Source organism: Brevundimonas sp., assembly GCF_041911375.1.
GTDB lineage: Bacteria > Pseudomonadota > Alphaproteobacteria > Caulobacterales > Caulobacteraceae > Brevundimonas.
Map to the genome: position 1 here is coordinate 69,753 of NZ_JAYRPA010000011.1, position 26,124 is coordinate 95,876.

21 protein-coding genes are annotated in these 26,124 nt (G+C 67.6%); 6 read left to right on the plus strand and 15 right to left on the minus strand.

The genetic code is table 11. The features are described 5' to 3' along the window. Window positions 1–67 precede the first annotated feature (67 nt). From ACE3PU_RS01635 to ACE3PU_RS01685, 11 genes are all read right to left on the minus strand, one after another. Complete coding sequence (locus ACE3PU_RS01635) at window positions 68–1,429, minus strand: glutamate--cysteine ligase (protein ID WP_374385961.1); 1,362 nt, start codon at window positions 1,427–1,429, stop codon at window positions 68–70. Between the two features lie 90 nt (window positions 1,430–1,519). After that, on the minus strand, window positions 1,520–2,239 hold the full coding sequence (locus ACE3PU_RS01640) for a 16S rRNA (uracil(1498)-N(3))-methyltransferase (RefSeq protein WP_374385963.1): 720 nt from the start codon (window positions 2,237–2,239) through the stop codon (window positions 1,520–1,522). Further along, window positions 2,236–2,496 carry a Txe/YoeB family addiction module toxin gene (locus ACE3PU_RS01645; RefSeq protein WP_374385965.1) on the minus strand — a complete coding sequence of 87 codons (261 nt, stop codon included), beginning with the start codon at window positions 2,494–2,496 and terminating at the stop codon, window positions 2,236–2,238. Before ACE3PU_RS01645 ends, ACE3PU_RS01640 begins: the two co-directional genes overlap by 4 nt. Next, entirely contained in the window at window positions 2,493–2,750 is a 258-nt protein-coding gene (locus ACE3PU_RS01650; RefSeq protein WP_374385967.1) for a type II toxin-antitoxin system Phd/YefM family antitoxin, read from the minus strand. Before ACE3PU_RS01650 ends, ACE3PU_RS01645 begins: the two co-directional genes overlap by 4 nt. Window positions 2,751–2,791: 41 nt before the next feature. Continuing rightward, entirely contained in the window at window positions 2,792–3,955 is a 1,164-nt protein-coding gene (locus ACE3PU_RS01655) for an acyl-CoA dehydrogenase family protein (protein WP_374385970.1), read from the minus strand. Window positions 3,956–4,137: 182 nt separating this feature from the next. After that, window positions 4,138–5,922, minus strand: a complete 1,785-nt coding sequence (locus tag ACE3PU_RS01660; RefSeq protein ID WP_374385972.1) for an acyl-CoA dehydrogenase C-terminal domain-containing protein — start codon at window positions 5,920–5,922, stop codon at window positions 4,138–4,140. 3 nt (window positions 5,923–5,925) lie between these two features. Further along, the gene (locus ACE3PU_RS01665) at window positions 5,926–6,408 is read right to left on the minus strand and encodes a MerR family DNA-binding transcriptional regulator (protein WP_374385974.1); all 483 of its coding nucleotides are present in this window, start codon (window positions 6,406–6,408) and stop codon (window positions 5,926–5,928) included. Window positions 6,409–6,557: 149 nt separating this feature from the next. Beyond that, window positions 6,558–6,980, minus strand: coding sequence for a DoxX family protein (locus tag ACE3PU_RS01670; protein ID WP_374385976.1), 423 nt, complete (start codon window positions 6,978–6,980; stop codon window positions 6,558–6,560). A gap of 139 nt (window positions 6,981–7,119) precedes the next feature. Next, window positions 7,120–7,353, minus strand: coding sequence for a helix-turn-helix domain-containing protein (locus ACE3PU_RS01675; protein WP_374385978.1), 234 nt, complete (start codon window positions 7,351–7,353; stop codon window positions 7,120–7,122). Between the two features lie 8 nt (window positions 7,354–7,361). Further along, window positions 7,362–7,889: a DUF2975 domain-containing protein gene (locus ACE3PU_RS01680; protein WP_374385980.1), complete on the minus strand. Its 528-nt coding sequence runs from the start codon at window positions 7,887–7,889 to the stop codon at window positions 7,362–7,364. Between the two features lie 194 nt (window positions 7,890–8,083). Further along, window positions 8,084–9,496: a protein adenylyltransferase SelO gene (locus tag ACE3PU_RS01685; RefSeq protein WP_374385982.1), complete on the minus strand. Its 1,413-nt coding sequence runs from the start codon at window positions 9,494–9,496 to the stop codon at window positions 8,084–8,086. Between the two features lie 204 nt (window positions 9,497–9,700). Here ACE3PU_RS01685 and nhaA point away from each other — a divergent pair, with 204 nt between their 5' ends. Both nhaA and ACE3PU_RS01695 read left to right on the plus strand, forming a co-directional pair. Further along, a complete protein-coding gene (gene nhaA, locus ACE3PU_RS01690; RefSeq protein ID WP_374385984.1) occupies window positions 9,701–10,945 on the plus strand; it encodes a Na+/H+ antiporter NhaA in 1,245 nt (414 codons plus the stop codon). Window positions 10,946–11,156: 211 nt separating this feature from the next. Then, window positions 11,157–13,808, plus strand: coding sequence for a TonB-dependent receptor (locus tag ACE3PU_RS01695; RefSeq protein WP_374385986.1), 2,652 nt, complete (start codon window positions 11,157–11,159; stop codon window positions 13,806–13,808). Between the two features lie 181 nt (window positions 13,809–13,989). On the opposite strand, the gene ACE3PU_RS01700 is transcribed toward ACE3PU_RS01695, so the two are convergent. Beyond that, window positions 13,990–17,085, minus strand: a complete 3,096-nt coding sequence (locus ACE3PU_RS01700) for an efflux RND transporter permease subunit (protein ID WP_374385988.1) — start codon at window positions 17,083–17,085, stop codon at window positions 13,990–13,992. 8 nt (window positions 17,086–17,093) lie between these two features. Continuing rightward, window positions 17,094–18,242 (minus strand): efflux RND transporter periplasmic adaptor subunit, encoded by a 1,149-nt coding sequence (locus ACE3PU_RS01705; protein WP_374385990.1) that lies wholly within the window; start codon window positions 18,240–18,242, stop codon window positions 17,094–17,096. Window positions 18,243–18,435: 193 nt separating this feature from the next. Here ACE3PU_RS01705 and lepA point away from each other — a divergent pair, with 193 nt between their 5' ends. Beyond that, a complete protein-coding gene (gene lepA, locus ACE3PU_RS01710; RefSeq protein ID WP_374385993.1) occupies window positions 18,436–20,244 on the plus strand; it encodes a translation elongation factor 4 in 1,809 nt (602 codons plus the stop codon). A gap of 60 nt (window positions 20,245–20,304) precedes the next feature. On the opposite strand, the gene ACE3PU_RS01715 is transcribed toward lepA, so the two are convergent. Further along, entirely contained in the window at window positions 20,305–20,850 is a 546-nt protein-coding gene (locus ACE3PU_RS01715; RefSeq protein ID WP_374385995.1) for a hypothetical protein, read from the minus strand. Window positions 20,851–21,034: 184 nt separating this feature from the next. On the opposite strand from ACE3PU_RS01715, the gene ACE3PU_RS01720 reads away from it, so the two are divergent. From ACE3PU_RS01720 to ACE3PU_RS01730, 3 genes are all read left to right on the plus strand, one after another. Beyond that, on the plus strand, window positions 21,035–21,847 hold the full coding sequence (locus ACE3PU_RS01720; protein WP_374385996.1) for a hypothetical protein: 813 nt from the start codon (window positions 21,035–21,037) through the stop codon (window positions 21,845–21,847). A 246-nt stretch (window positions 21,848–22,093) separates the two neighbouring features. Next, on the plus strand, window positions 22,094–22,984 hold the full coding sequence (locus tag ACE3PU_RS01725; protein ID WP_374385998.1) for a DUF3883 domain-containing protein: 891 nt from the start codon (window positions 22,094–22,096) through the stop codon (window positions 22,982–22,984). Window positions 22,985–23,213: 229 nt separating this feature from the next. Next, a complete protein-coding gene (locus tag ACE3PU_RS01730; protein WP_374386000.1) occupies window positions 23,214–23,603 on the plus strand; it encodes an endonuclease domain-containing protein in 390 nt (129 codons plus the stop codon). Between the two features lie 97 nt (window positions 23,604–23,700). Here ACE3PU_RS01730 and uvrB read toward each other — a convergent pair whose 3' ends face one another. Continuing rightward, window positions 23,701–26,040 (minus strand): excinuclease ABC subunit UvrB, encoded by a 2,340-nt coding sequence (gene uvrB, locus ACE3PU_RS01735; RefSeq protein WP_374386002.1) that lies wholly within the window; start codon window positions 26,038–26,040, stop codon window positions 23,701–23,703. Window positions 26,041–26,124: the final 84 nt, after the last annotated feature.

Sequence of the window (26,124 nt, forward strand, 5' to 3'; positions counted from 1 at the left end):
GGCGAAGATCCTCGAACGGGATCAGCCTATCCGCGACCGGTTAAGCTTGCCTTGTCGCGGCGTCCCCTCAGTAGGCGAAATCGGCGTAGATGCGCTTCACGTCGCCCTGCCAGGGGCCGTGATACAGGTCCAGCAGCCGCTCGGCGGGCGTCACGCCGCTGTCGGCGATGTCCTCCAGCTCGGCCAAATAGCCACGCTCGTCCACCATGCCGCCCGAGAATTTGGCGCGGTTCTTCAAGCCCTGGCGCGCGATGGCGACCATGTCGACGGCGATGTCGCGCACCGATCGGCCGGCCACCTCGGCCTTCAGACCCAGGCGGGTGACGTCGCGGCGCAGGCGCTCGTGATCGGCGATGTCCCAGTCCTTGCACAGGTCCCAGGCGGCGGCCAGCGACGGGGCGTCATACAGCACCCCGGCCCACAGGGCGGGCAGGGCGCAGATCCGGCTCCACGGCCCGCCGTCGGCGCCGCGCATCTCCAGATAGGCCTTCAGCCGCACCTCGGGGAAAAGGGTGGTCAGGTGGTCGTTCCAGTCCTTGATCGTCGGATATTCGCCCGGCAGGGCCGGCAGTTTCCCGGCCTGGAAGTCACGGAACGACTGGCCCGAGGCGTCGACGTAGCGCCCGTCGCGCTTGGCGAAATACATCGGCGTATCCAGCGCATAGTCGGCGTAGCGCTCGAAGCCGAAGCCGTCCTGGAACACGAAGTCCAGCATCCCCGTGCGGTCGGCGTCGGTGTCGGTCCAGACATTGGCCCGCGCCGACAGGAAGCCGTTGGGGCGGCCCTCGGTGAAGGGGCTGTTGGCGAACAGGGCGGTGGCGATCGGCTGCAGCGCCAGCGAGGTGCGGAACTTGGCCACCATGTCGGCTTCGGAATCGAAGTCCAGATTGGCCTGGATGGTGCAGGTCCGCAGCATCATGTCCAGGCCCAGCGTCCCCACCTTGGGCATGTAGGCGCGCATGATGTCGTAGCGGCCCTTGGGCATGACCGGGACCTGTTCGCGGCTCCACAGCGGATCGAAACCGGCGCCCAGGAAACCGACACCGATCTGGTCGGCCACCTGCTTGACCTCCATCAGGTGCTGGCCGGTCTCGTTGCAGATGTCGTGGATGGTCAGCAGCGGCGCGCCCGACAGTTCGAACTGGCCGCCGGGCTCCAGGCTGACCGAGGCGATGTAGCCCTCGGCGTTCCGGCGCTCCAATCCGATCAGAAAGCCGTTCTCCTCCACCGGCGACCAGCCGAAGCGCTGCAGGCCCTCCAGCATGGCCTTGATGCCGCCGGGGCCGTCATAGGCGGGGCGGGCCAGGGTCGCCTTGTCGAAGCCGAACTTCTCGTGCTCGGCGCCGATCCGCCACTGGTCCTTGGGCTTGGCGCCCTTGGTCATGGCCCCGAGCAGGGCTTCGCGGGTCAAGGGCGCGGTGTCGGTCATGCGTCAGATCCCTCCGGCGCACTCAGCGACCGTCTGTCGCGGCTAGATGGGCGAGGATACGGCCAGGCTCAAGGGACGCGCGAAAGGAAATCAGCGCTCCCAGTCGCCGACCGCCGCCTGCCACAGGGTCATCGCCGCGATGGCCGCGGTGTCGGCCCTCAGGATGCGCGGCCCCAGCGAAACGGCGGTGGTGAAGGGCAGGGCGCGCAGCCGCTCGCGCTCCTCGGGCGAGAAGCCGCCTTCGGGGCCGATCAGGATCGACCAGGGGCCTGCGCCGGCGGCGCCGAGGGCCGCGATCGCCGGCGCGCCGCCCGTTTCGTCGCAGAACATCAGCCGGCGATCGGCCTGCCAGCTGTCCAGCAGGGCGTCCAGCTTCACCGGATCATCGACGGCGGGCACGTCCATGCGGCCGGTCTGTTCGGCGGCCTCCTCGGCGATGGCGTCCAGCCGGTCCAGGCGGATGCGGTCGGCGTTGGTGCGCTTGGTCAGGACCAGCCGCACCCGCCGGGCGCCCAGTTCGGCGGCCTTCTCCACGATGGTCTCGACGCGCGCCTTCTTCACCACCGTGACGATCAGCTCCAGATCGGGGCCATAGGTCTGGGGCCGCACCTGTTCCTCGGCGCGCAGGATCACGCCCTTCTTCAGCACCTCGGCGATCGAGGCGCGCCACTCGCCGTCACGGCCGTTGAACACCAGCAGGTCGTCGCCCGCCTTCAGCCGCATGACCTGGGTCAGATAGCGCGACTGGTCCAGGGTGGGGGCGACGGCGCCGCCGACGGAGAGGGAAGAGGTGACGTGAAGGCGGATCATCGTTCGTAGTGATAGCGGCATTGGGCGATCAGAAGCGTATCGTCCGTCGCGCGATAGACGAGGCGATGTTCCTGGTCGATGCGCCGCGACCACCATCCCGCGAAATCGCCCTTCAAGGGTTCAGGCTTGCCCGTCCCGGAGAAGGGCGTGCGCTGGCATTCCGTGATGAGCCGGTTCAGCTTTCGCAGCATCTTCCGGTCATGATCCTGCCAGTGAAGATAGTCCTCCCAGCCATGGGCGTGGAAGGTCAGCTTCATTCTTCGATCAGTTCGCGCACCTGGCCGCCGCCCGCATCCAACTGGGCCACGGCTTCCCGGAGGCGGGCGGCGTTCGCCGGACTGCGCAGCAGGTATTCCGTTTCCTGCCAGGAGGCGAAGTCCTCCAGCGACATCAGCACCGCCGCCGGCTTGCCGCCCTCACGCGTGATGATGGTGTAGTCATGGTCCGTCGTCACCCGGTCGATGGCCGAGGCCAGGTTCTTACGCAGTTCGGTGACGGACATGGCGTTCATGGCGACAATGTACGGATTTCCGTACATTGTCGCAAGAGGGGCTAAAGCGTCCGCGCGATCAGCAGCTTCATGATCTCGTTGGTGCCGCCATAGATACGCTGCACCCGCGCGTCCTTGTACAGCTGGGCGATCGGGTATTCGTTCATGTAGCCGTAGCCGCCGTGCAGCTGCAGCATCTCGTCGATGGTCTCGCCCTGGATGTCGGTGACCCAGTATTTGGCCATCGACGCCGTGGCGGCGTCCAGCTGGCCCTTCAGGTGCAGGCCGATGCAATGGTCGACGAAGACCTTGGCGACGGTCAGCTTGGTCTTGACCTCGGCCAGCTTGAACTGGGTGTTCTGGAAATCCAGGATGCGCTTGCCGAAGGCCTTGCGCTCCTTGACGTAGGCCAGGGTGTGCTCCAGCCCGCGTTCGGCGGCGGCGACGCCCTGGACGGCGATGTTCAGCCGCTCCTGCGGCAGCTGCTGCATCAGCTGGACGAAGCCCTGGCCCTCGGTCCCGCCGATGATGTTGTCCCCGGGGACCTTCACGTCGTTGAAGAACAGTTCGGAGGTGTCGTTGGCCTCCATGCCGATCTTGTGCAGGTTCCGGCCGCGCTCGAAGCCTTCGGCCCCGTCGGTCTCGACCACGATCAGCGATGTGCCCTTGGCGCCCTCGGCCGGATCGGTCTTGGCCACCACGATGATGAAGTTGGCCAGCTGGCCGTTGGTGATGAAGGTCTTGGAGCCGTTCACCACATACTGGTTGCCCTGTTTCAGGGCGGTGGTCTTGACCCCTTGCAGGTCCGAGCCGGCGCCCGGCTCGGTCATGGCGATGGCGCCGACCAGTTCGCCCGACTGCAGCCGCGGCAGCCAGCGCTGCTTCTGCTCCTCGGTGCCGTAATGCCAGATGTAGGGCATCACGATCGCATTGTGCAGGCTGATGCCGAAGTGGTCGGCCCCCTTCCAGCCCAGCTGGCGCATCAGCACGACCTCGTGCCGATAGTCGCCGCCGAAGCCGCCGTCTTCCTCTGGCAGCGACAGGCCCAGCAGGCCCGCCTCGCCGGCGTCGTTCCACAGACGGCGCGGCACGGAGGAGTCGGCGATCCACTGGTTCACCTTCTCGATCGGCGCGTGCTCGTCGATCCATTTGCCGACGCTGTCGGAGAAGAGGGTGATCTCCTCTTCCTTCATGAAGTCGGGATCGGGGGTGGCGAGGACGTTCATGGATCACTCCGGCGTTCTCCCTCCCCGTGCGGGGAGGGTGGCCGCACCGCGGCCGGGTGGGGACGTCAGGGCGAAGCGTCGCAAGGCGTGAAGGGCGGACTGCGTGGCCGCCCCCACCCGGTTTCCGCTTCGCCTCGACCTCCCTCCCCCGCAGGGGGGAGGGAGAGGTCAGTGCGGCGTTGTCAGAACGCCTCGGCCGGCATGGCCATCAGCACATCGGCGCCGGTCTTCAGCTTCTTCAGGTGGGCGTCGGCGTCGGGCAGGATGCGCTCGACGAAGTAGCGGCCCGTCATCAGCTTGTTGGCGTAGTAGGGGTCGCTCGAGCCGGCCTCGATCTGGGCTTGAGCCGCCTTGGCCATCTGCGCCCACATATAGGCCAGCGCCGTCAGGCCGAAGACGTTCAGATAGTCGGTCGAGGCCGCGCCGGCGTTGTCCGGATTGGCCATGCCGTTCTGCATCAGCCACATGGTGCCGTCCTGCAGCTTGGCCTTCACATCCGCCAGGCCGTCCACGAAGGGCTTGATGGCCTCGTTCGAGCCGTTTTCGGCGACGAAGGCGTCGATTTCGCCGAACCAGGTCATGATGGCCCGGCCGCCGTTGGCGGGCAGCTTGCGCCCGACCAGGTCCAGCGCCTGGATGCCGTTGGTGCCCTCGTAGATCATGGTGATCCGCGCATCGCGCAGATACTGCGAGGCGGGGAAGTGTTCGGTGTAGCCCGAGCCGCCGTGCACCTGCATCGCCAGGCTGGCGACGTGGAAGCCCTTGTCGGTCAGATACGCCTTCAGCACGGGCGTCAGCAGGCCCATGTAGTCCTTGGCCTTGGTCGCGACGGCCTCGTCCTCGGACTTCTCCAGATCGGCGTGGAGCGCAGTCCACAGGATGAAGGCCTGGCCGCCTTCGACGAAGGCCTTGGACTCCAGCAGCATGCGGCGCACGTCGGGGTGGACCATGATGCTGTCGGCCGGGCCGTCCGGGTTCTTCGGCCCCGTCAGGCTGCGGCCCTGCAGACGGTCCTTGGCGAACTCGACGGCCGCCTGATAGGCGGCGGTGCCGATGGCCAGGCCCTGCAGGCCGGTGCCAAGGCGCGCCTCGTTCATGACCACGAACATATTGTTCATGCCGCGGCCTTCTTCGCCGATCAGCCAGCCCTTGGCGCCGTCGTACTGCATGACGGCGGTGGCGTTGCCGTGGATGCCCATCTTGTGCTCGAGGCCGGCGCATTCCAGGCTGTTGCGCTCGCCCAGCGACCCGTCGTCATTGACCAGGAACTTGGGCACCACGAACAGCGACAGGCCCTTGATGCCCGGAACCGCGCCTTCGACGCGGGCCAGCACGGTGTGGATGATGTTGTCGGCGAAGTCGTGCTCGCCCGCCGAGATCCAGATCTTCTGACCGGTGATCGAATAGCTGCCGTCGCCGTTCGGCGTGGCTTTGGTGCGCACCATGCCCAGGTCCGTGCCGCACTGCGGCTCGGTCAGGTTCATCGTGCCCGACCATTCGCCGGTCGCCATCTTGGGCAGATACTTCTGCTTGAGCTCCTCGGACGCATTGGCGTGGATGCCGGCGTAGGCGCCCGCCGTCAGGCCCGGATACATCGAAAACGCCGCCGAGGCGCCGGCCGTCATCTGGCCGAAGGCCGAGGCCACCACGCTGGGCATGCCCTGGCCGCCGTATTCCGGGTCGGCGGCCAGCGCCATCCAGCCGGCCTCGGACATTGCCTTGTAGGCTTCCTTCCAGCCCTTGGGACCGGTCACCACGCCGCCCTCGGCCCAGTGGCAGCCCTCCTTGTCGCCGGGATTGTTGATCGGGGCGATGACCTCGTCGGCGAACTTGGCGCCTTCCTCGAGGATCTGGCCGACCAGGTCCGAAGAGACGTCCTGGAAACCGGGTTGGTTGGTGTAGCGGTCGATCTCCAGCACTTCGTTCAGGATGAAGGTGAAATCGCGGACGGGCGACTTATAGGCCATAGATCAGGCTCTCGCTTTGAACGGGTGGTGATGGTCGTGGTTGAGGCGGGACTTGAGCAGCCGCTCATAGTCCTCGGCGCCCGGAAGCAGGTCCGGGCGGTGTTCGGAAAGCTTGGATTCCATCCAGGCGCAGGCCTCCTCGGCCGTCTCGATCGCGCCTTCGATGTCTTCCAGCTGCTGTTTCAGCGCCGAAATCTGGGCGCGGTGACGGACCAGGGCGACGGCCATCTGGTGGACGTTGTGATCCTTGCGGTCATAGAGATCCATCATCTCCTGGATCTCCTGCAGGGTGAAGCCGATGCGGCGTCCCCTCAGGATCAGCTTCAGCCGCGCGCGGTCGCGGGCGTCATAGACCCGCGTCTGGCCCTTGCGCGCCGGCGTCAGCAGGCCCTTGTCCTCATAGAAGCGCAGGGCCCGCGCCGTGGCGCCGAACTCGCGGCACAGCTGGCGGATGGAATAGGTGCGATGATCGTCGGCGGTCGCCATGCCGCCTTCATATCTTTACGTGCGCGTAAAGGGAAGCGTCTTTACGCGCACGTAAGGGTAAGCTTTTCGTCTCGCGCCCCGCAAAACGAAAATGGCCCGGAGCCTGGGGGAAGGCTCCGGGCCCGACGGCGCCGCCGGCTGGGGGGAGATCAGGCCTTGCGGCGACCCAGCAGCACCGGAACGGTGATGGCCAGAAGGATGGCGTTGACGACCGCCAGGCCGATGTCCTGGCTCAGCGCGTGGACGCCGAACATGACGGTCTCCAGCACGACCAGGCCGACGGCCGAGGTCAGCAGGATCGGTCGGAAGAGACGCCAGGACAGCAGCGGCGACAGGACGCCCAGCGCCAGCACCACCTCCACGACGCCCAGGCCGCGCACCATGTTCTCGGGCGCGACGGCGGGCCAGCCCATCAGGGTGATCAGATTAGTCATCGGCTCGGTCAGCTTGGCGTAGCCGGCGGCGATGAAGAACATCGCGATCCAGCCCTGCAGGGTCCAGAGCGTGATGTTGCGGTAGGCGGCGCGAGAACGCGCCCGGGGGGAGGAGACGGGAAGGGTCGAGGTGGTCATCGGGGAGAGCCTGGTAATTCGCAACAGCGACGATATCGGATTGCCTTTCGTCGCCTGCAAGGGGGTGTATAGCGGCGCTTTCGAAATTTGTCATCATGCGATGACATCAGCTGATGACATCCGTTGATGACTTATTGTTTCAGTCCGGTGAAGCCTCCGTGTCCGGCTGCGGCCCGGGCGTCTGGACGATCAGGTCGCCGGGCTGGCACTCCAGTTCGCGGCACAGGGCGTCCAAGGTCGAGAAGCGCACGGCGCGGGCCTTGCCGGTCTTCAAGATCGACAGATTGGCCAGGGTGACGCCGACGCGGTCGGACAGTTCGGTCAGGGACATGCGGCGTTCAAGCAGCAGGCGGTCCAGCTGGATCATGATCATGGCGCGCCTCAGACCGTGGTCAGCTGTTCGTCGCGCATGGCCGAGCCCTGCCGGAACACCTCGGCCAGGATGAACACGACCAGTATGCCCAGCCAGGACCCGAGGCTGAAATCATAGTCTGAGGCCGACTGGCCAATGGCGTGGGGCGCGACGACGGCCAGCATCAGGCCCGTCAACTGGATTCCCAGAAGGCCGAAACCCACGGCCTGGAGCCGTTTGACGTTCGCGAATTCGAAGGCGTCGCCCTGGTTCACGGACAGCAGGATGCGCCGCAGGCGGTTGACGATCCACCAGGTGAATCCGCAGACCAGAAACGCGCCGAACAGAGTCAGCCGTCCTGTCAGTTCGAAGTTTGCGTGGGCGCTCCGGTCCGCGCCCCTCAGCCCGTCCATCAGGCCGGCGCCGAAGCTTGGAAAGATCAGACTGACGACCAGAGCTGTCCCCACCGCGATCGCTCCGATCATGATGAAGATGTTTCCCAGCCCCAGGAGCAGTCGCACCGCGCTGGAGATGGACCGCTTGCCGATCATTTTCATTCGTCATCCCTCCAATCGGCCGCCGCTCGCGGCCCTTGGCGAATGTCGATATGGATTCATCGATAAACGAGCAAGGAAATTATCGATAAACGAGATGAAGCTTTCGTAAGGTTTGTGCGTCCGTCCTTCCGGATTCGTCTTGCGGACTACCCGGAAGGACGAAGGGAGGAGCTCGCCGCCCAGGCCATGGGCCCCTAAGCCGAAAACCCCCAGGCCTCGCGCGCGCCGTCAAGCCGGGCCAGCTTGGCCTCCAGCGGCGTCCAGTCGTCCTGCGCGTCGATGGCGGACCAGATGGCCTCGACCTCCTCGATCAGCATCTCCTCCGGCTCGCGGGCGGCGAACATCGGATGCTCCAGCCGCTCGATCCGATTGGGCTCGTGCTCCAGCAACGCAAAGCGGAAGGCGTCGAAGGCCTCGCCCTGGTACGCCTTGGCGCGCGGGCCGGACAGGGCGCGGGCCGAGGAGGCGAAACCGCCGAACCAGTCGAAGAACAGCGGCTCCCATCGCAGCGCCTCGCCGCCTTCGCGCAGCAGGGCCAGGGTCGCGTCCAGCAGACGCTGGTCCGCCGCCTCGCCCAGGCTCGACACGCCCAGCCGCATCAGGAAGGCGGCGCGCAGTTCGCGGATGTAGGCCGGGCCGAACCCATTCAGCGCGTCGGTCAGCGGCTGGGCGTCGGCGACCAGCTTCAGGCAGCCGGCCAGCTGCGTCAGGTTCCAGAACACCGCCTCGGGTTGGCGGGCGAAGGCGTAAAGGCCGGTCTGGTCGAAATAGGCGGCGGTGAAGCCGGGCTCGTATCGCGGCAGGAAGCGCCACGGGCCGTAGTCGAAGCTTTCGCCCGTGACGTTCAGATTGTCGGTGTTCAGCACGCCGTGGACGAAGCCGGCGGCGATCCAGCGCGCGGTCAGCCTGGCCGACGCCTCCACCACGGCGCCCAGCAGGCCCGGCGCGTCGCCCGGCGCGACGTGGGGGTGGTACAGGGCGCGGACGTGCTCGACCAGGGTCTCGATCTGGTCCTTGCGGCCCAGATAGGCGGCCCTCTGGAAGGTCCCGAAGCGCACATGGCTGTGCGACAGCCGCACCAGCACGGACGACCGGGTGGGCGAGGGCTCATCGCCCCGCTCCAGCGCCTCGCCCGTCTCGATCAGGGAGAAGGCGCGGCTGGTCGGGACGCCCTGCGCCTCCAGCATCGACGCGGCCAGCACCTCGCGCACGCCGCCCTTCAGCGTCAGGCGTCCGTCGCCGCCCCGCGACCACGGCGTCTGGCCGCTGCCCTTGGTGCCCAGGTCCATCAGACGGCCCGCCACGTCGCGGACCTGCCCCGCCAGAAAGCCTCGCCCGTCGCCCAGGTCGGGATTGTAGGTGCGGAATTGATGGCCGTGATAGCGCATGGCGATCGGGCCCGGCTGGCCGGGCAGGGGCTGGAACCGGCCGAAGGCGGCGATCCACTCCGCCTCGCTCAGCTTCTCCAGGCCCACCTCGGCCGCCGCCCGGTCGTTGCGGAAGCGCAGGAGGGTCTGGGGAAAATCGGCGGCCTGCACGGCGTCGGCGTAGTCCGGGCCCAGGTCGAAGAAGCGCGGTTCGGGGCGATAGGCGGGGGAGGGGGGCATGGACGTCAGGTGCGCATCCCGGCGTCGAAGAGCAATCGTCTTTCGTCATGCGGGGGCGGTTGAACCCTTGCCTCCGTCTTCGTATCCTTGTTCACAGAGATCAGGCCGCCCTGCGGCCAGGCCGGCGCCCCCGGGCGAATCCGGTCCGACGCCCGTCGATAACCTGGCGTCACGACAGCTTCAGCAATTGAATCGGAGGCCGCCGTGGCGCGCAAATTCACGCTCGACTTTCTCAAGACCGAGGCCGCGTCCGGCTCGGCGCTCGCCCTTGCCGCCATCGCCGCCGTCCTGGTGGCCAACTCACCCTGGAGCGGGGACTATTTCGCCTGGCTGAAGAGCTACCACGTGCTGCAGCTGGGGCCGATCCGGCTGGAGGAGACGATCTCCGACTGGATCAAGGAAGGCCTGATGGCCATCTTCTTCCTCGTCGTCGGGCTGGAGATCAAATACGAGATTGTGCGCGGCGAGCTTAGCGACCCGCGCAAGCTGGCCACGCCGGTTCTGGCGGCCATCGGCGGCATGGCGGGCCCGGCGGCCATCTATCTGCTGCTGTCGGGCTTGATCGGCGCCCCGCATGAAGGCTGGCCCATCCCGCTGGCGACCGACATCGCCTTCGCCCTGGCCATCTTCGGCTTCGTCGGCCGGGGGCTGCCCTCGTCGCTGCGCGTCTTCCTGCTGACTCTCGCCATCGTCGACGACCTGGGCGCCATCGCCCTGATCGCGGTGCTGTTCAGCGAGGGCGCCGACTGGACCCCGCTGTTCTGGGCCCTGGGTCTGCTGGCGGTGGGCGCCGTGCTGGCCAGCCGCATCCGCCTGGCCTCGCCCTTCTGGGTCATGGGCTTCGCCGCCGTCTGGTATCTGACCGTTCTGTCCGGCCTCAGCACCTCCCTGACCGCCGTGGCCTTCGCCATGATCGTGCCGATCAAGGCCCGCAGGGAGGATCGTCAAAGCCCCCTGAAGGAGGCCATCCACGACCTGCATCCGTGGAACGCCTTCCTCGTCCTGCCGCTGTTCGCCTTCGCCAAGGCCGGCGTGTCCTTCGCCGGATTGTCGATGGAGCAGGCCTTCGCGCCCCTGGTCATCGCCATCGCCCTGGGCCTGTTCGTGGGCAAGCAGATCGGCGTCTTCGGCGCGGCCTGGGTCGCCTCGGCGCTCAAGATCGGCGCACGACCCACCGGCGCGACCTGGCTTCAGGTCTATGGCGTCTCGCTGCTGTGCGGCGTCGGCTTCACCATGAGCCTGTTCATCGGCGTGCTGGCCTTCCCCGGCGCGGTGGACTCGCCCGAGCAGATCGAGGTCAAGCTGGGCGTCATCGGCGGGTCGATCCTGTCGGCCGTCGGCGCCGCCCTCGTCCTGGCGCTGGCGGGTCGACGTCGCGTCGTGGATCCGGCGGCGGCCGAGCCGGACGTGAAGCCGCTTGAGGGCCAAGAGGCGCAAAAACTGACCTAAGGGCAGGATTTTCTGTCGCTTCCTTGTCACAGATGGGTGAAGTACGGCGAAAAATCGTCGCGACGAACAACGCTCGCTTGTCGCCCGAGCCGAAGCGGGCTTAGCCTCACGGTATCGAACCCGTCCCCACGCAGGGCCGGGTCGCTTGGGAACAAGGGAAACGCCGCGGTCGCGCGCGCGACCGGGCCTTCAGAGCCGGGAGGACGCCTACATGCGCCGCATACATCATCTCAGGACCACCGTGTCCGCCGCCGTCGTCGGCGCCGCCGCCTTCGGCCTGGCCGGGGCCGCCGCCGCCCAAGATGCGCCGGCGACCGTCGACGACATCATCGTCACCGCCCAGCTGCGCGAGCAGAGCCTGCAGGACGTGCCCGTCGTGGTCACCTCCCTGTCGGAAGAGGCGCTGCAGAACGCCGGGGTGCGCGACATCAAGGATCTGCAGATCCTGACCCCGGGCATGACCGTGACCTCGACCCAGTCCGAGGCCTCCACCACCGCCCGCATCCGCGGCGTCGGCACCGTGGGCGACAACCCCGGCCTGGAAAGCTCGGTCGGCGTGGTGATCGACGGCGTCTATCGCTCGCGCAACGGCGTCGGCTTCGGCGACCTGGGCGAGCTGTCGCGCATCGAGGTTCTGAAGGGCCCGCAAGGCACCCTGTTCGGCAAGAACACCTCGGCCGGCGTGATCAACATCATCACCGCCCAGCCCTCCTTCACCCCCGGCTTCGAGGCCGAGGCCACCGCCGGCAATTACGGCGCCTGGGGCGTGGCCGGCTCGGTGACCGGGCCGATCGCCGACGGCGTCGCCGGCCGCCTGTACGCCGCCGCCCGGCAGCGCGACGGCTTCTATGACGTGGACACCGGCGACGGCCCGCGCACCACGACCGACGACCAGAACCAGGACTTCTGGACCCTGCGCGGCCAGCTGCTGATCCAGCCGTCCGAGAACGCCTCGGTCCGCCTGATCGCCGACTATTCCAAGCGTGACGAATACTGCTGCGTCGGCGTGGTCACCCGCTCCAGCCCGACGGCGGCCATCATCAACGCCCTGACGGCGCCGAACGGCCCCGGCACGGCGGCGCAAGGCGGCGGCGACGGCCGCGTGCCCTTCTCGCGCCTGGCCTACGCCAACCGCGACACCGACCAGGAAATGGAGGACATGGGTCTGTCGGCGGAAGCCAACATCGACATCCCCTCCTGGAATGCGCGCTTCACCTCGGTGACCTCGTACCGCGACTGGTCGACCGTCAACGGCATGGACATCGACTACACCGGCGCCGACATCCTCTATCGCGAGAACGACGGCAGCTACGGCTACGACCTGAGCAACCTGACCCAGGAGTTCCGCCTGGCGGGCACGACCGACCGGTTCGACTGGCTGGTCGGCGCCTTCGCCACCAAGGAGGACATCGGTCGCCAGGACAGCTTCTTCTTCGGCGCCGACTACAACCCCTTCATCTCGCTGCTGCTGACCTCCAGCCTGGCGGCGCAGACCGGCGGGGCCATCGCCCCCAGCCCCGCGCGGTTGGGCTGCTTCTCCGGCAACTACGGCCTGGTGTCGGCCGCCGCGCGGGCCCAGTACTTCCTGGGCTGCCTGACCGGCAACGCCATGACGCCGCCGCTGCCCGGCGCGCCGGTGAACATCGTCGGCCAGGGCGTGGTGGACAACTACGCCCAGACGTCTCAGTCGTTCGCGATCTTCACCAACAACACCTGGCGCGTGACCGACCAGCTCGAGCTGACGCTGGGCCTGCGCTACACCATGGACGACAAGCGCCTGACCGGCCTGCAGGACAACGTCAACGGCAACGGCGCCTCCTGCGCGGCGGTGCTGGGCAACTCGGCCCTGATCGCCGGCGCCTTCGGCGGCCTGCTGGGCAGCCCGGCGGCCGGCGCCTCGGTGGCCAGCGCCCTGATCGGCCCGCAGTGCCTGCCCTGGAACAACGTCCTCTACGACAACCGCGCCATCAGCGAGAACTTCGACGACAGCGAGGTGTCGGGCACCTTCAAGGCGGCCTACCGGATCAACGACGACGTCATGGTCTATGGCTCGTACGCCCGCGGCTACAAGGGCTTCGGCTACAACATGGACCGCGTGCAGACCGGCGTGACGCCGGACGCCTCGCTGTTCTTCCCGGCCGAAACCGTCGACAGCTATGAACTGGGTTTCAAGAGCTCGCTGTTCGACAAGTCGGTGCTGTTCAACGCCACCTACTTCAATCAGAAGTTCGAGGACTTCCAGCTCAACACCTTCCTGGGCACCGCCTTCGTCGTGGAATCCATCCCCGAGCTGAAGACCCAGGGCGTCGACGCCGACATGATGTGGTTCACGCCGCTGGACGGCCTGACCCTGTCGGGCGGCCTGACCTACACGGACGCGGAGTACGGCGACTTCACCGCCGCCGACCTGACCAGCCCCGGCCGCTTCCCGCAGCTGTCGCTGCTGCCGGGTTCGCGCCCGTCGTTCGCGCCGGAATGGTCCGCCTCGGCCTCGGTCAACTTCGAGCGTTCGCTGGGCGCCGGCCTGCGCGGCGGCTTCGCCCTCTCGGCCAAGTACCAGACCGAGTACAACACCGGCTCGGACCTGATCCCGTTCAAGATGCAGGACGCCTTCACCGTCGTGAACGGCCGCATCTCGATCGGTTCGGAGGACGAGCGCTGGACGGTCGACGTCTGGAGCCAGAACCTGCTGGACGAGGAGTATGTGCAGGTCGCCTACAACTCGCCGCTCCAGGGCACGGCCTTCCAGACCACGGCCCAGCCGGACGGCACCTTCTACAACCAGGCGCTGGACACCCAGGGCATCAGCGCCTTCCTGGGCCAGCCGCGCACCTACGGCGTGACGCTGCGGGTCAAGTACTGATCGGGCGCCGCCGGCTTCGGCCGGCGGCCCTGAGCGCCAAAGAAGAGGGCCGACCGGACACCCGGTCGGCCCTTTTTCATTCCTCCCCGCAAGGCGGGGGAGGATCGCATCTCGCGCCTCGACCAGACAAAAGGGCCGACCAGTCTCCCGGTCGGCCCTTTCTCAGCCTGCGTCCGACCCGCTACTCCGCCAGCTTCGGCGCCTCCCGGTCGCCGTGCAGGCGGCGCTGGCCCGCCGTCATGCGGCTCAGCCTGCGCCGCGCGAACACCGCAAAGTCGTCCACGATGGTGAAGATCGCCGGGATGTAGAGCAGCGACAGGAAGGTGGACGAGATCAGTCCCCCCACCACCGCCACGGCCATCGGCGAACGGAATTCGACGTCGGCCCCGACTCCCATGGCGATCGGCACCATGCCCGCGCCCATGGCGAAGGTCGTCATCAGGATGGGGCGGGCGCGCTTGTGCGCCGCGTCCATGATGGCGTCGTAGCGGGGCATGCCCTCCTTCTCGGCGATGATCACATAGTCCACCAGCAGGATGGAGTTCTTGGCCGCGATCCCCATCAGCATCAGCACCCCGATCAGGGCGGACAGCGAGAAGCTCTTGTCCGCGATCACTAGGGCGATGAAGGCGCCGCCGATGGCCAGGGGCAGGGCCGCCATGATGGTGATCGGATAGGCGAAGCTTTTGAACAGCAGCGTCAGCACCGCGTACATCAGCAGGATGCCCGACAGGAAGGCGACGGCGAAACCGCTGATCATCTCCTGGATGAACTCGGCGTCGCCGGCGGGGGTCTGGCGCACGCCGGCGGGCAGGTTCTTGACCGACGGCAGCTGCTGCACCGCCTGGCCCGCGGCGCCGGTGGTGATGCCGTCCAGCTCGGCCGTGATCGAGGCGATGCGCGAGCGGTCCTGGCGGCTCACCGTCGCGGGTCCGGCCCCGAACTCGATGTCGGCCACGGCGCCCAGCGGCACCTGGGCGCCGTTGTTGGCCGGGATGCGCAGGCTTTCCAGGACCGACAGGTCCTCGCGGGCCGCCTCGGTCAGCTGCAGCCGGATCGGGATCTGGCGGTCGCCCAGATTGTACTTGGGCAGGTTCTGGTCGATGTCGCCGATGGTGGCCACCCGCACCGCCTGCGAGATGGCGCCCGCCGACACGCCGGCCAGCGCCGCCTCGTCGGCACGCGGGGTGACCAGGATTTCCGGCCGGGCGATGGCCGCCGTATTGACCACATTGGCCAGGCCGGGCACGCCGCGCATCTCGGCCTCGACCTGACGGGCCGCCGCCTCCAGCGCGACCGGATTGTCGCCCAGGATTGAGAAGGTGTAGCTGGTGCCGTCGCCGGGGCCGCCGCCCTGCTGGGCGATGCCGGCGCGGATGCGGGCGCCAGGAATCTTCTTCATTTCGTCGACCATGACGCGGGCGAATTCCTGCTGGCTCAGGTCGCGTTCGCCCTTGCCCACCATGTCGGCGTAGACATTGGCCTGGTTGACGTCCTGGCCGCCGATGGCGGCGTAGACGGAGGTGACCTCGGGCCGCGCCTCCAGCATCTTGGTGACCTGCTGCACGACGTCGTCGGTCTGGCGCAGGGTCGATCCGGGCGGGGTCTCGATCTGGAAGGCCGCGCGGGACTCGTCGCCCGGCGACATGAACTCGAACGACATCCGCGCCACGATCGACAGGGTGATCGAGCCGACCAGGAACAGGATGCCGATGACGAACACCTTCCAGCGGTTGCCCAGCGACCAGCGCAGGGCCCGCAGGTAGCCGCCCATCCAGAACGGATCCTTGTCCTCGTGATGGGTGTGCTTGAGCATATAGGCCGCCATCAGCGGCGTCAGCGTCCGCGCCACGACCAGCGAGAAGAAGACCGAGATACAGGCCGCCAGGGCGAAGGCCTTGAAGAACTGGCCGATGATGCCCGGCATGAAGCCGACCGGCGCGAAGACGGCGATGATGGTGGCCGTCGTCGCCACGACCGCCAGGCCGATCTCGTCGGCCGCCTCGATGGCGGCGTCATAGGGCGGTTTTCCGTCCCGCATGTGCCGGACGATGTTCTCGATCTCCACGATGGCGTCGTCGACCAGGATGCCGATGGTCAGCGACAGCGCCAGCAGCGTCACCACGTTCAGCGACTGGTCCATCGGGCCCAGGATGGCGAAGGTGGGGATCAGCGACATCGGCATGGCCGTCGCCGCGATCACGGTGGCGCGCCAGTCCCGCAGGAAGATGAAGACGACGACGACGGCCAGAACCGCCCCCAGCGCCAGCGCCTCCAGCGACGCCAGATAGCTTTCCTCGATGTACTGCACGCTGGAGGTGACCTGCTCGATGGTCAGCTCCGGATGCGCCTCGTCGATGCGGGCGACCTCCTCGCGGACGCGTTCGGCGACCTTGACCTCGCTGGCCTCGCGCGAGCGCAGGAAGTTGAAGGTGACGGCCTCCTGGCCGTTGTAGCGGGCCAGGCGGCGCGGTTCGCTCCACTTGTCCTCGACCGTGCCCAGGTCGCCCAGGCGCACGGTCTGGCCGTCGCCCAACGGGATCAGGGTTTCGCGCAGCTGTTCGACCGAACCGGCCGCGCCCAAGGTGCGCACGGCGCGCTCCGATCCCGCCAGGGTCACGCGACCGCCGGGCAGGTTGTTGTTGACGTTGGTCAGGGCCTGGCTGACCTGCCCGGCGGTGACGCCGTAGGCCGACAGGCGTTGCGGATCCAGCTCGACGCGGATCTCCCGGTCCACGCCGCCCGAACGGTTGACCTCGCCCACCCCGCCCATGGCCAGCAGGGCGCGGCTCATCTCGTTGTCGATGAACCAGCTGATCTCTTCCGGCGTCATGGTCGCCGAACGGACCACATAGGTGATCAGGGCGTCGCCGGTGATGTCGATCCGCTGGACCGTCGGCTCCTGCATGTCCTGAGGCAGGCTGGCGCGCACGCCGCTCATGGCGTTGCGGACGTCGTTGGTCGCGCGTTCCGTGTCGGTGCCCAGCTCGAACTCGATCGTGGTCGAGGACACGCCGTCGGTGACGTTGGAATAGATGTGGCGCACGCCCGACAGGCCGGCGATCGAATCCTCGATCACCCGGGTGACCTGGACCTCCATCTCGGCGGGGGCCGCGCCGGGGCGGGCGGCGGTGACGGCGACCAGCGGGAAGTCGATGTCGGGGTTGTTGTTGATCCGCATCCCCAAGAAGCCGACCACCCCGCCCAGCGTCAGCAGGACGAACAGCAGGATGATCGGGATGGGGTTCTTGATCGCCCAGGACGAGATCTGGTTCATGATCGGTCCTACTTGGTCGCGGGCTGCGGGGCGGCGGGCTGGGCCGCGGCCCGGGCCGGCGCGGCCTGGGACACGGTGACGCCGTCGCCGTCGTTCAGGAAGCCCGCGCCCTGCACGATGACGCGCACGCCGGGCTCCACGCCGCTGACGGCGGTCTGGGCGTCGGTGCGCGACAGGACGGTCACCGGCTGGAAGCGCACGGTGCTGTCGGCGTTCAGCACGAACACCCCGGCGCGGTTGTTGCGATAGAGCACCGAGGCCGTCGGCACCGTGGTCGCCGGCTGGGCGCCCACGGCGATGTCGGCGCGGGCGAACATGCCGGGCCGCAGCTGGCTGCCCGGCGACAGGGCGACGCGGGCCAGGCCCAGGCGGGTCTCGGCGTTCACCTCGGGCGTGACGATGCGCACCGTCCCGGTGGTCGAGCCGGCCTCGCTGGAGGTCACCGTCGCCGACTGGCCGGCGCGGACCAGGCCCAGCTCGGTCTCGGGCACCTGGGCGTCCAGCTCCAGCCGGCCGTCGCGGACCATGCGGAACAGCTCGGCGCCGGCGGCGATGATCTGGCCCTTGGTGACGCTGCGGCTGATGATCAGGCCGCTGACGGGCGCGCGGATGGTGGCCTGGGAAAGGCGGGTGCGCGTCTCCGACAGGGCGGCGCGGGCGGCGGCCAGATTGGCCTGGGACGAGCGCTGATTGGCCAGGGCGGTGTCCAGCGACGCCTGGCTCAGGAAGCCGCGCTCCTTCAGCTCCTGGGCGCGCTCCAGGGCCGCGTCGTCGCGGGCGACATTGGCCTCGGCCGTCTGCACCTGCGCCTGCTGCTGGTTCAGCTGCGCGCGGAGCAGGGCGTCGTTCATCTGCACAAGCGGCTGCCCCTGGCGGACGTAGGAGCCCTCGTCGACATAGACGGCCGTGGCGACCAGGCCGCCCGTCTCGGCGCCGACCGGCACCTCTTCCCAGGCCGAGACGGTGCCCGAGGCGGTGACGGTGCGGTCCAGGTTCGTCTGGGCGACGGTCGTGGCCGTGACGTTCTGGCGCGATGCGCCCGACTTCTCCGGCGCCTTTTCCTCGCCGTGGCCGCCGCAGGCCGCCAGCAGCATCACGCCCAGCGCGGCGCTCACCGCCAGGGCGGTCCGGACGGCGGATCGGTTCGTCTGTGACACGGGGTCTTCCTCGGTTTCAGGCGGGGCTGGCCGCCGGATGGAGCCGACGGGTGCAAGCTTGCTCCATACCGCGTCCGCATTAGGGCCTCAAACCTTCAAAGGGTTTATTGCAAAGGCTTAATCTGGCACCGCCGAAGGCGCGGATCGCCGCGCCCGCTGGCCCCCGACCCGCGCGCGTGATAGGGGCGCGCGGATGACGACTCCCCCTACCTCGAACATCCGGAACTTCAGCGTGGTCGCGCACATCGACCACGGCAAGTCCACCCTGTCCGACCGCCTGATCCAGTACACCGGCGGCCTCACTCAACGTGAGATGTCCGAGCAGGTGCTCGACAACATGGACATCGAGAAGGAACGGGGCATCACCATCAAAGCGCAGACGGTGCGCCTGAACTACAAGGCGCGCGACGGCCAGGACTACGTCCTGAACCTGATGGACACGCCCGGCCACGTCGACTTCGCTTATGAGGTCAGCCGGTCGCTGGCGGCGTGCGAGGGCTCGCTGCTGGTCGTCGACGCCTCCCAGGGGGTCGAGGCCCAGACCCTGGCCAACGTCTATCAGGCGATCGACAACAACCACGAGATCGTGCCGGTCCTGAACAAGGTCGACCTGCCCGCCGCCGAGCCCGACCGCGTGCGCGCCCAGATCGAGGACGTCATCGGCATCGACGCCTCCGAGGCGGTCCTGGCCAGCGCCAAGTCCGGCCTGGGCATCGAGGACGTGCTGGAGGCCATCGTCACCAAGCTTCCGGCGCCCAAGGGCGACGTGAACGCCCCGCTGAAGGCCATGCTGGTCGACGCCTGGTACGACCCCTACCTGGGCGTCGTCGTGCTGGTGCGGGTCTTCGACGGCGTGCTGAAGACCGGCATGCGGGTCAAGATGATGCGCAACGGCTCGACCCACCTGATCGACCGCGTCGGCGTCTTCCTGCCCAAGAACACCCCGGTGGACCAGCTGGGCCCCGGCGAGGTCGGCTTCATCACCGCCCAGATCAAGGAGGTCGCCCACGCCGCCGTCGGCGACACCATCACCGACGAGAAACGCCCCACCGCCGAGCCGCTCAAGGGCTTCAAGGAGGTGCAGTCGGTGGTCTTCTGCGGCCTGTTCCCGGTCGACGCCGCCGATTTCGAGGATCTGCGCGCCGCCATCGGCCGCCTGCGCCTGAACGACGCCTCCTTCACCTATGAGATGGAAAGCTCGGCCGCGCTGGGCTTCGGCTTCCGCTGCGGCTTCCTGGGTCTCCTGCACCTGGAGATCATCCAGGAGCGCCTGAGCCGCGAGTTCAACCTCGACCTGATCGCGACCGCCCCGTCGGTGGTCTACAAGATCGGCCTGCGCGACGGGACCGAGATCGACCTGCACAACCCGGCCGACCTGCCCGACGTGATGCAGATCGAGACCATCGCCGAGCCCTGGATCAAGGCCACCATCCTGACGCCCGACGAATATCTGGGCGGCGTGATCAAGCTGTGTCAGGACCGTCGCGGCCAGCAGCTGGAGCTGTCCTACGTCGGCAGCCGCGCCATGGTGGTCTACGAACTGCCGCTGAACGAGGTGGTGTTCGACTTCTACGACCGGCTGAAGTCGATCTCCAAGGGCTACGCCTCGTTCGACTACGAGATCACCGAGTACAAGGTCGGCGACCTGGTCAAGATGTCCATCCTGGTCAACGCCGAGCCCGTCGACGCCCTGTCGATGTTGGTCCACCGCCAGCGCGCCGAGACGCGCGGCCGCGGCATGGTCGAGAAGATGAAGGAGCTGATCCCGCCCCATCTCTTCCAGATCCCGATCCAGGCGGCCATCGGCGGCAAGATCATCGCCCGCGAGACCGTCCGGGCGCTGCGCAAGGACGTGACCTCCAAGTGCTACGGCGGCGACGCCACCCGCAAGAAGAAGCTGCTGGAGAAGCAGAAGGCCGGCAAGAAACGCATGCGCCAGTTCGGCAAGGTCGAGATCCCGCAGGAGGCCTTCATCGCCGCCCTGAAGATGGACGAGGACTGACCCGCAACGCCCAGACCTTCTCCCTCCCCGGGACGGGGAGGGAAGATCAGGGGCGGCCCCTCACTCCACCGCCGCCCCCTCCGGCAGGCCCAGCTCCCCGCGCAGCTCTTCCGGGTGCAGCCGCGCCATCGCCTCGTCCAGCACGTCCAGCGGCTTCAGCGACCCGTCCGCGCGCCAGAAGACCTCGGCCCACGGATGCCCCGCCTCGATCGCCCGCGCCCGGTCCCGCGCCGCCGCCTCGGGCCCCAGGTGCTCGGCCCGCCAGTGGTACAGCCACGGAATGTGCCAGTGCGGCGCCCGGCTCAGCCGCTCGTCCCGCATCGCCTCCACCAGGCATTCGGCCAGGTCCCGCGCATCCTGCAGCCGCCGCCAGAAAGCCTCGCGCTGCCGCTCGGCGTAGCGCGCCCAGCCCTCGATCGGCTCGGGCGTCGGGTCGTCCGGCCTCAGCCTGCGCCACCCCTCCGCCGCGCGCCGCCGCCACAGGTTCGACAGCCCGACATCGTACCGCAGCGCCAGCGACGCCCCCGTCTCCCCACGCTCCCACGCCCGGCGGATCTCGTTCCACGTCTGCTGGGAGCGGATTTTTCCATGTGATCGATTGGTCATGCGACAGGCCTAACCCGCGCCTGCGCCAGAATCGGCCGTGCCCCGTCGCCCGTCTCGCAGCTCAGGCCGAATTGCGCGCGTCGGCGCCGTCCAACCCCCGCTCCACCTTGTGGAATTTCAGCCGCTTGACCCCGAAAAGGGTCGCCTTCCGCGCCTGAGTTTCGCCTCGACATACAATCGGCGCATGGAAAAACGCATCTACAAACGCCGCTCCGAACAGGTCTGGGCCGCGGTCCGCCGCGACTATCTGGCCGGCATGCCCGCCCAGGACGCCGCCCGCCTCCACGACGTCACCGTCTCCGCCCTGCGCGCCCGCGCCTGCAAGGAGGGCTGGTCCCGCTACCTCCACGCCCCGCCCCCGCCCGGCCTGAACGGGCCAGAGGCGTCCTGCGACGAGCCGAACCTCGCCCTCCCGCCCCACGACGGGCCCCCCGACGCGCCGGACGCCGGCCTCGACGCCGAAGCCGACGACGCGGCCCTGGCGGGCGATCCCGCCGACCTGGCCCGCGCCGCCACCCTGGCCTCGGGCCAGGCCATGCGCGCCGGCCACTGGACCCAGGCCCACGCCCTGGCCTCCCTGGCCGAGCGCTACCGCAAGCTGGCCGGCCGCGAGGACGCCCGCCGCCGGCCCCTGACCCCCGACACCGCCCCGCTGCAGCTGGTGGTCGACATCCTGATGGACGAGGACCTGCCCAACCGCCGCCTGGCCCGCGACCCCGACAACCTCGACGCCGACCCCGTCGCCGCCCCCTACCACCGCTGGCGCCAGCGCCTGTCGCGCCTGAACCAGGAGTTCAGCTTCGCCCAGATCAGCCGCCGCGTCGCCTGCGACCGCCGCATCGACGCGCTGGAGGCCCAACTGGCCGCCGCCGGCCTGACGCCCGTCCCGGAAACGGACCGCGCCCGCCGCATCCGCCTGGGCGAGGACATGCAGATCGGTCCCGGCGGCCAGGTCGTCCCGACGGCGGACTGGGAGAAGTCGATGGACGAGCGGTGAGGGGGCTCACGCCCGCCGATACGTCCCGCGCCCGTTGAACGCCAGCCGGCCCTTAACACCTGCAACTGCTGCCTGATCTGGGGACGTCCTTCTCCCCTTGCGGGAGAAGGTGGCCGAGCGCAGCGAGGTCGGATGAGGGGGCGCCTCCGACGGTAACGCCGAATGAGCCGCCTGGCGGGATCGCGATTAGCGTCCTGGTAAGAGAGCGCTCACCCATACTAACCTTTGGTTGGGCGGGGAGGCGCAGTGGTCGACACGAGCAAATACGGCAGCGATTGGAGCGGCGAGGAATTGGACCTCATTGTAGCCGACTATTTCGCCATGCTCGCCGCCGCTGCCTCAGGCGCGCCGTTTGTCAAAGCCCATCACGCCCGGGCCGTGTCCGAACAGACAGGTCGCACGGCCGGATCTGTCGGGCAGAAGTACGGGAACATTTCCGCCGTCCTGACCGAGCTCGGCATGCCGAAGCTGAACGGGTTTGGAAATCGACCCAACTATCAAGGCGCGATTTTTCTTGCTCTCGAGCGCTACCTGGACGCCCATCCCGACGCTTGGGAAATCGGCCTGCCCGCAAGCTCTACAAGCTCCTCGCCGATATCCGCTGTGAGGGGCTTTTCTGAACCGGCAACAGCTTTCGACGCTTGGCCGTCTATCCAAAGAGGCGATCCCCCTCCTTTGCAAAATGAACGCTCTCGGCGTCCGGCAGGACTGGAGCGCCTTGTCCGGAAGTTTGATCCTGCCGCGCGGGACCATCGTAACCGACAACTGGGCTTGATCGGCGAAGAACGTGTCTTTCACCACGAACGCGCTGTTCTCCTTGCGTACGACCGAGCAGATTTGGCGCGAAAGGTGGAGTGGACTTCGCAGGAACGCGGCGATGGCGCTGGATACGATATCCGTAGTTTCGACCCACGGGAGGGGCGCGAGCGTCTGATCGAGGTGAAGGCCACGCGAAGCGGACCTTCGACAGACTTTTTCCTGACCCGAACCGAGCGAGAAGTTTCACTGGAGCGACCAGAGGCTTGGCGCCTGTATCGAGTCCACACGCTGCCGCTCCAGCCAGAGTTTTTCGTCCTGCGGCCGCCCCTTGAGAACGCCGTAGCCCTGACACCAGAGGCATGGCGCGCGTCGTTCTGAGGCTTCTCACCTGCGGTATGAGGGTCATCAGGGGCGGAGAGGCTCGAAGGCGATCAGGCCGTACTTGTCAGCGATGCGTTAGACGAGGGCGTCCGGCATTTCACCGGACCTAAAGAAGCGCGTGACCTCGACCTCGTCGAATCCGATGCCGGAAAGATCAATGCACCAGTGACGGCTTAGCCGCCGCTCGACTTGAGTCACCCAAGCGATCGTCTCATGTGGGCCTCCGTTGCAATCACCGAACGATGATCTCACAACTTCATTCATGGGTGACTGGTTACAAGCTCGCGCCAAGGCCATGCGCCGCCAGTCCGTCCTCTACGAGCGGCGGCTTTGGACGATCCTGCGTGACAGGCGACTGGCGGGCCTGAAGTTTCGGCGGCAGATGGTGATTGGGCGATACATCGCCGATTTCGTCTGTCTGAGGCACCGGCTGATCGTGGAAGCTGACGGGCCGCAGCATGAGGATCAAATCGAGGACGCCGAGCGGGATGCATGGTTTCGCGAGCAGGGGTTTCGGGTGCTGCGGTTTCCCAACCCGATGATCGAGAACCATTGCGAGAAGGTGCTGGCGGCGATCGTAGCGGCGACAGAGGAAAGGCTGGCGCGGGACGAGTAGGAGCCTGCATGGAGAACGGGCGCCCGCCGAGGAAACCCCTCATCCGACCTCGCTTTGCTCGGCCACCTTCTCCCGCAAGGGGAGAAGGGATTGAGGATTACCGCCCCTTCCTGAACGCTTCCGCCTTCTCCGCCGCCGCCTGGGCGCGCCACTTCTTCGGGGCCGACTTGTCGACCTCTTCCCCCGCGCCAGTCAGGGCTTCGTTGGCGAACTCCAGGTCCATCAGCTTCATGCGCTTGATCTCGTCGCGCAGGCGGGCGGCTTCCTCGAACTCCAGGTTGCTGGCGGCCTCGCGCATCCGGCCTTCCAGGTCCTTCAGCGCGGCCTGGAAGTTGGAGCCGACGAAGGGCTTGGAAGCCTCGGCCACGCCCGGCTTGGTCAGGCGGTCCAGCTCGCGCGACTCATAGGGGCTTTCCAGGATTTCCTTGATGTCGCGCTTGACGCTCTCGGGCGTGATGCCGTGTTCGGCGTTGTAGGCCATCTGCCGTTCGCGGCGCCGGTCGGTCTCGGCGATGGCGCGCTCCATCGAGCCCGTCATGCGGTCGGCGTACAGGATGACGCGGCCGTCCACGTTGCGGGCGGCGCGGCCGATGGTTTGGATCAGCGACGTCTCTGAGCGCAGGAAGCCCTCCTTGTCCGCATCCAGGATGGCGACCAGGCCGCATTCGGGGATGTCCAGCCCCTCGCGCAGCAGGTTGATGCCGATCAGGCAGTCGAAGGTTCCCAGCCGCAGGTCGCGCAGGATCTCGATCCGCTCCAGGGTGTCGACGTCGGAGTGCATGTAGCGGACGCGCACCCCCTGTTCGTGCATGTATTCGGTCAGGTCCTCGGCCATCTTCTTGGTCAGGGTGGTGACCAGGCTGCGGTAGCCGCGGGCCGTGGTCGCCTTCACCTCGTCGATGACGTCGTCGACCTGGTTGCGTGTGGTCCCCGAGACGGGGCGGATCTCCACCGGCGGGTCGATCAGGCCGGTGGGGCGGATGACCTGCTCCACGAAGACGCCGCCGGCGCGCTCCATCTCCCACGGGCCGGGGGTGGCGCTGACGTGCACCGTCTGGGGGCGCATGGCGTCCCATTCCTCGAACTTCAGCGGGCGGTTGTCGATGCACGACGGCAGGCGGAAGCCGTATTCGGCCAGGGTCGACTTGCGCCGATAGTCGCCACGGAACATGCCGTTGATCTGGCCGATGGTGACGTGGCTCTCGTCCACGAACAGCAGGGCGTTGTCGGGGATGTATTCGAAGAAGGTCGGCGGCGGCTCGCCCGGCGCGCGGCCGGTCAGCCAGCGGCTGTAGTTCTCGATGCCGGCGCAGCTGCCGGTGGCCTCCATCATCTCCAGGTCGAAGCGGGTGCGCTGCTCCAGCCGCTGGGCCTCCAGCAGCTTGCCGTTCTCGACCATCCAGTCCAGCGTCTCCTTCAGCTCGGCCTTGATGCCGGTGACGGCCTGGTTCAGCGTCGGGCGCGGGGTGACGTAGTGGCTGGCGGCGTAGACGGTGATCTCGGCCAGGTCGGCGGTCTTCTTGCCGGTCAGGGGGTCGAACTCGGCGATCGCCTCGATCTCGTCGCCGAACAGGCTGACGCGCCAGGCGCGGTCTTCCTGGTGGACCGGGAAGATCTCGATGGTGTCGCCGCGCTTCCTGAACATCCCCCGTTCGAACGTCGCGTCGTTGCGCTTGTACTGCAGCGCGATCAGGTCGGCCCGCAGCTTCGCCTCGTCGATCTGGTCCCCGACCTTCAGCGTGAAGGTCATCGCCGTATAGGTCTCCACCGACCCGATGCCGTAGATGCAGCTGACGCTGGCCACCACGATCACATCGTCCCGCTCCAGGATCGCCCGCGTCGCCGAATGCCGCATCCGGTCGATCTGCTCGTTTATACTTGAGTCTTTTTCAATATAAGTGTCCGTTCGCGGCACATAAGCTTCCGGTTGATAGTAGTCGTAATACGATACGAAGTATTCTACGGCGTTATCGGGGAAGAATGACTTGAACTCAGAGTATAGTTGAGCGGCCAAGGTCTTGTTCGGCGCCAGGATCAGGGCCGGGCGCTGGGTCTGCTCGATCACCTTGGCCATGGTGAAGGTCTTGCCCGAGCCGGTGACGCCCAGCAGCACCTGGTCGCGGTCGCCCGCACCCGCCTGGGCGACCAGTTCGGCGATGGCGGCGGGCTGGTCGCCGGCGGGGACGTATTTGGTTTCCAGACGGAACTTGCCGCCCTTCTTCTTGCCTTCATGCGAAGGGCGGTGTGGAACCCAGTCGGCGGGGGCCGCGACCAGCTCCTCCGGCGTCAGCCGCGGGCCGGAGACGGGCGCGAACATGGGCATCTTGCCTGTGTCGCGAATGAAGGCGGCCGACGCCTCCTGCACGCCCGGATTGGGCACGTGGACAGGCTTCGCCGGCTTGGCGGCCGCGGGCTTCGGCGTCGAAGAACGGTTCATGAACGAAAGTTAGGGCGTCTAGGCCCGTTTCGCCATAGCCGTCGCCTGGGGCACCGCCACTGCGGCGGACGCATATAAGGCAAG

What these genes read in the sequence shown, in the direction of transcription:
- ACE3PU_RS01635 (WP_374385961.1), bottom strand. Translation starts at nt 1,429, where the DNA reads ATGACCGACACCGCGCCCTTGACCCGCGAAGCCCTGCTCGGGGCCATG.
- ACE3PU_RS01640 (WP_374385963.1), bottom strand. Translation starts at nt 2,239, where the DNA reads ATGATCCGCCTTCACGTCACCTCTTCCCTCTCCGTCGGCGGCGCCGTC.
- ACE3PU_RS01645 (WP_374385965.1), bottom strand. Translation starts at nt 2,496, where the DNA reads ATGAAGCTGACCTTCCACGCCCATGGCTGGGAGGACTATCTTCACTGG.
- ACE3PU_RS01650 (WP_374385967.1), bottom strand. Translation starts at nt 2,750, where the DNA reads ATGAACGCCATGTCCGTCACCGAACTGCGTAAGAACCTGGCCTCGGCC.
- ACE3PU_RS01655 (WP_374385970.1), bottom strand. Translation starts at nt 3,955, where the DNA reads ATGAACGTCCTCGCCACCCCCGATCCCGACTTCATGAAGGAAGAGGAG.
- ACE3PU_RS01660 (WP_374385972.1), bottom strand. Translation starts at nt 5,922, where the DNA reads ATGGCCTATAAGTCGCCCGTCCGCGATTTCACCTTCATCCTGAACGAA.
- ACE3PU_RS01665 (WP_374385974.1), bottom strand. Translation starts at nt 6,408, where the DNA reads ATGGCGACCGCCGACGATCATCGCACCTATTCCATCCGCCAGCTGTGC.
- ACE3PU_RS01670 (WP_374385976.1), bottom strand. Translation starts at nt 6,980, where the DNA reads ATGACCACCTCGACCCTTCCCGTCTCCTCCCCCCGGGCGCGTTCTCGC.
- ACE3PU_RS01675 (WP_374385978.1), bottom strand. Translation starts at nt 7,353, where the DNA reads ATGATCATGATCCAGCTGGACCGCCTGCTGCTTGAACGCCGCATGTCC.
- ACE3PU_RS01680 (WP_374385980.1), bottom strand. Translation starts at nt 7,889, where the DNA reads ATGAAAATGATCGGCAAGCGGTCCATCTCCAGCGCGGTGCGACTGCTC.
- ACE3PU_RS01685 (WP_374385982.1), bottom strand. Translation starts at nt 9,496, where the DNA reads ATGCCCCCCTCCCCCGCCTATCGCCCCGAACCGCGCTTCTTCGACCTG.
- ACE3PU_RS01695 (WP_374385986.1), top strand. Translation starts at nt 11,157, where the DNA reads ATGCGCCGCATACATCATCTCAGGACCACCGTGTCCGCCGCCGTCGTC.
- ACE3PU_RS01700 (WP_374385988.1), bottom strand. Translation starts at nt 17,085, where the DNA reads ATGAACCAGATCTCGTCCTGGGCGATCAAGAACCCCATCCCGATCATC.
- lepA (WP_374385993.1), top strand. Translation starts at nt 18,436, where the DNA reads ATGACGACTCCCCCTACCTCGAACATCCGGAACTTCAGCGTGGTCGCG.
- ACE3PU_RS01715 (WP_374385995.1), bottom strand. Translation starts at nt 20,850, where the DNA reads ATGACCAATCGATCACATGGAAAAATCCGCTCCCAGCAGACGTGGAAC.
- ACE3PU_RS01720 (WP_374385996.1), top strand. Translation starts at nt 21,035, where the DNA reads ATGGAAAAACGCATCTACAAACGCCGCTCCGAACAGGTCTGGGCCGCG.
- uvrB (WP_374386002.1), bottom strand. Translation starts at nt 26,040, where the DNA reads ATGAACCGTTCTTCGACGCCGAAGCCCGCGGCCGCCAAGCCGGCGAAG.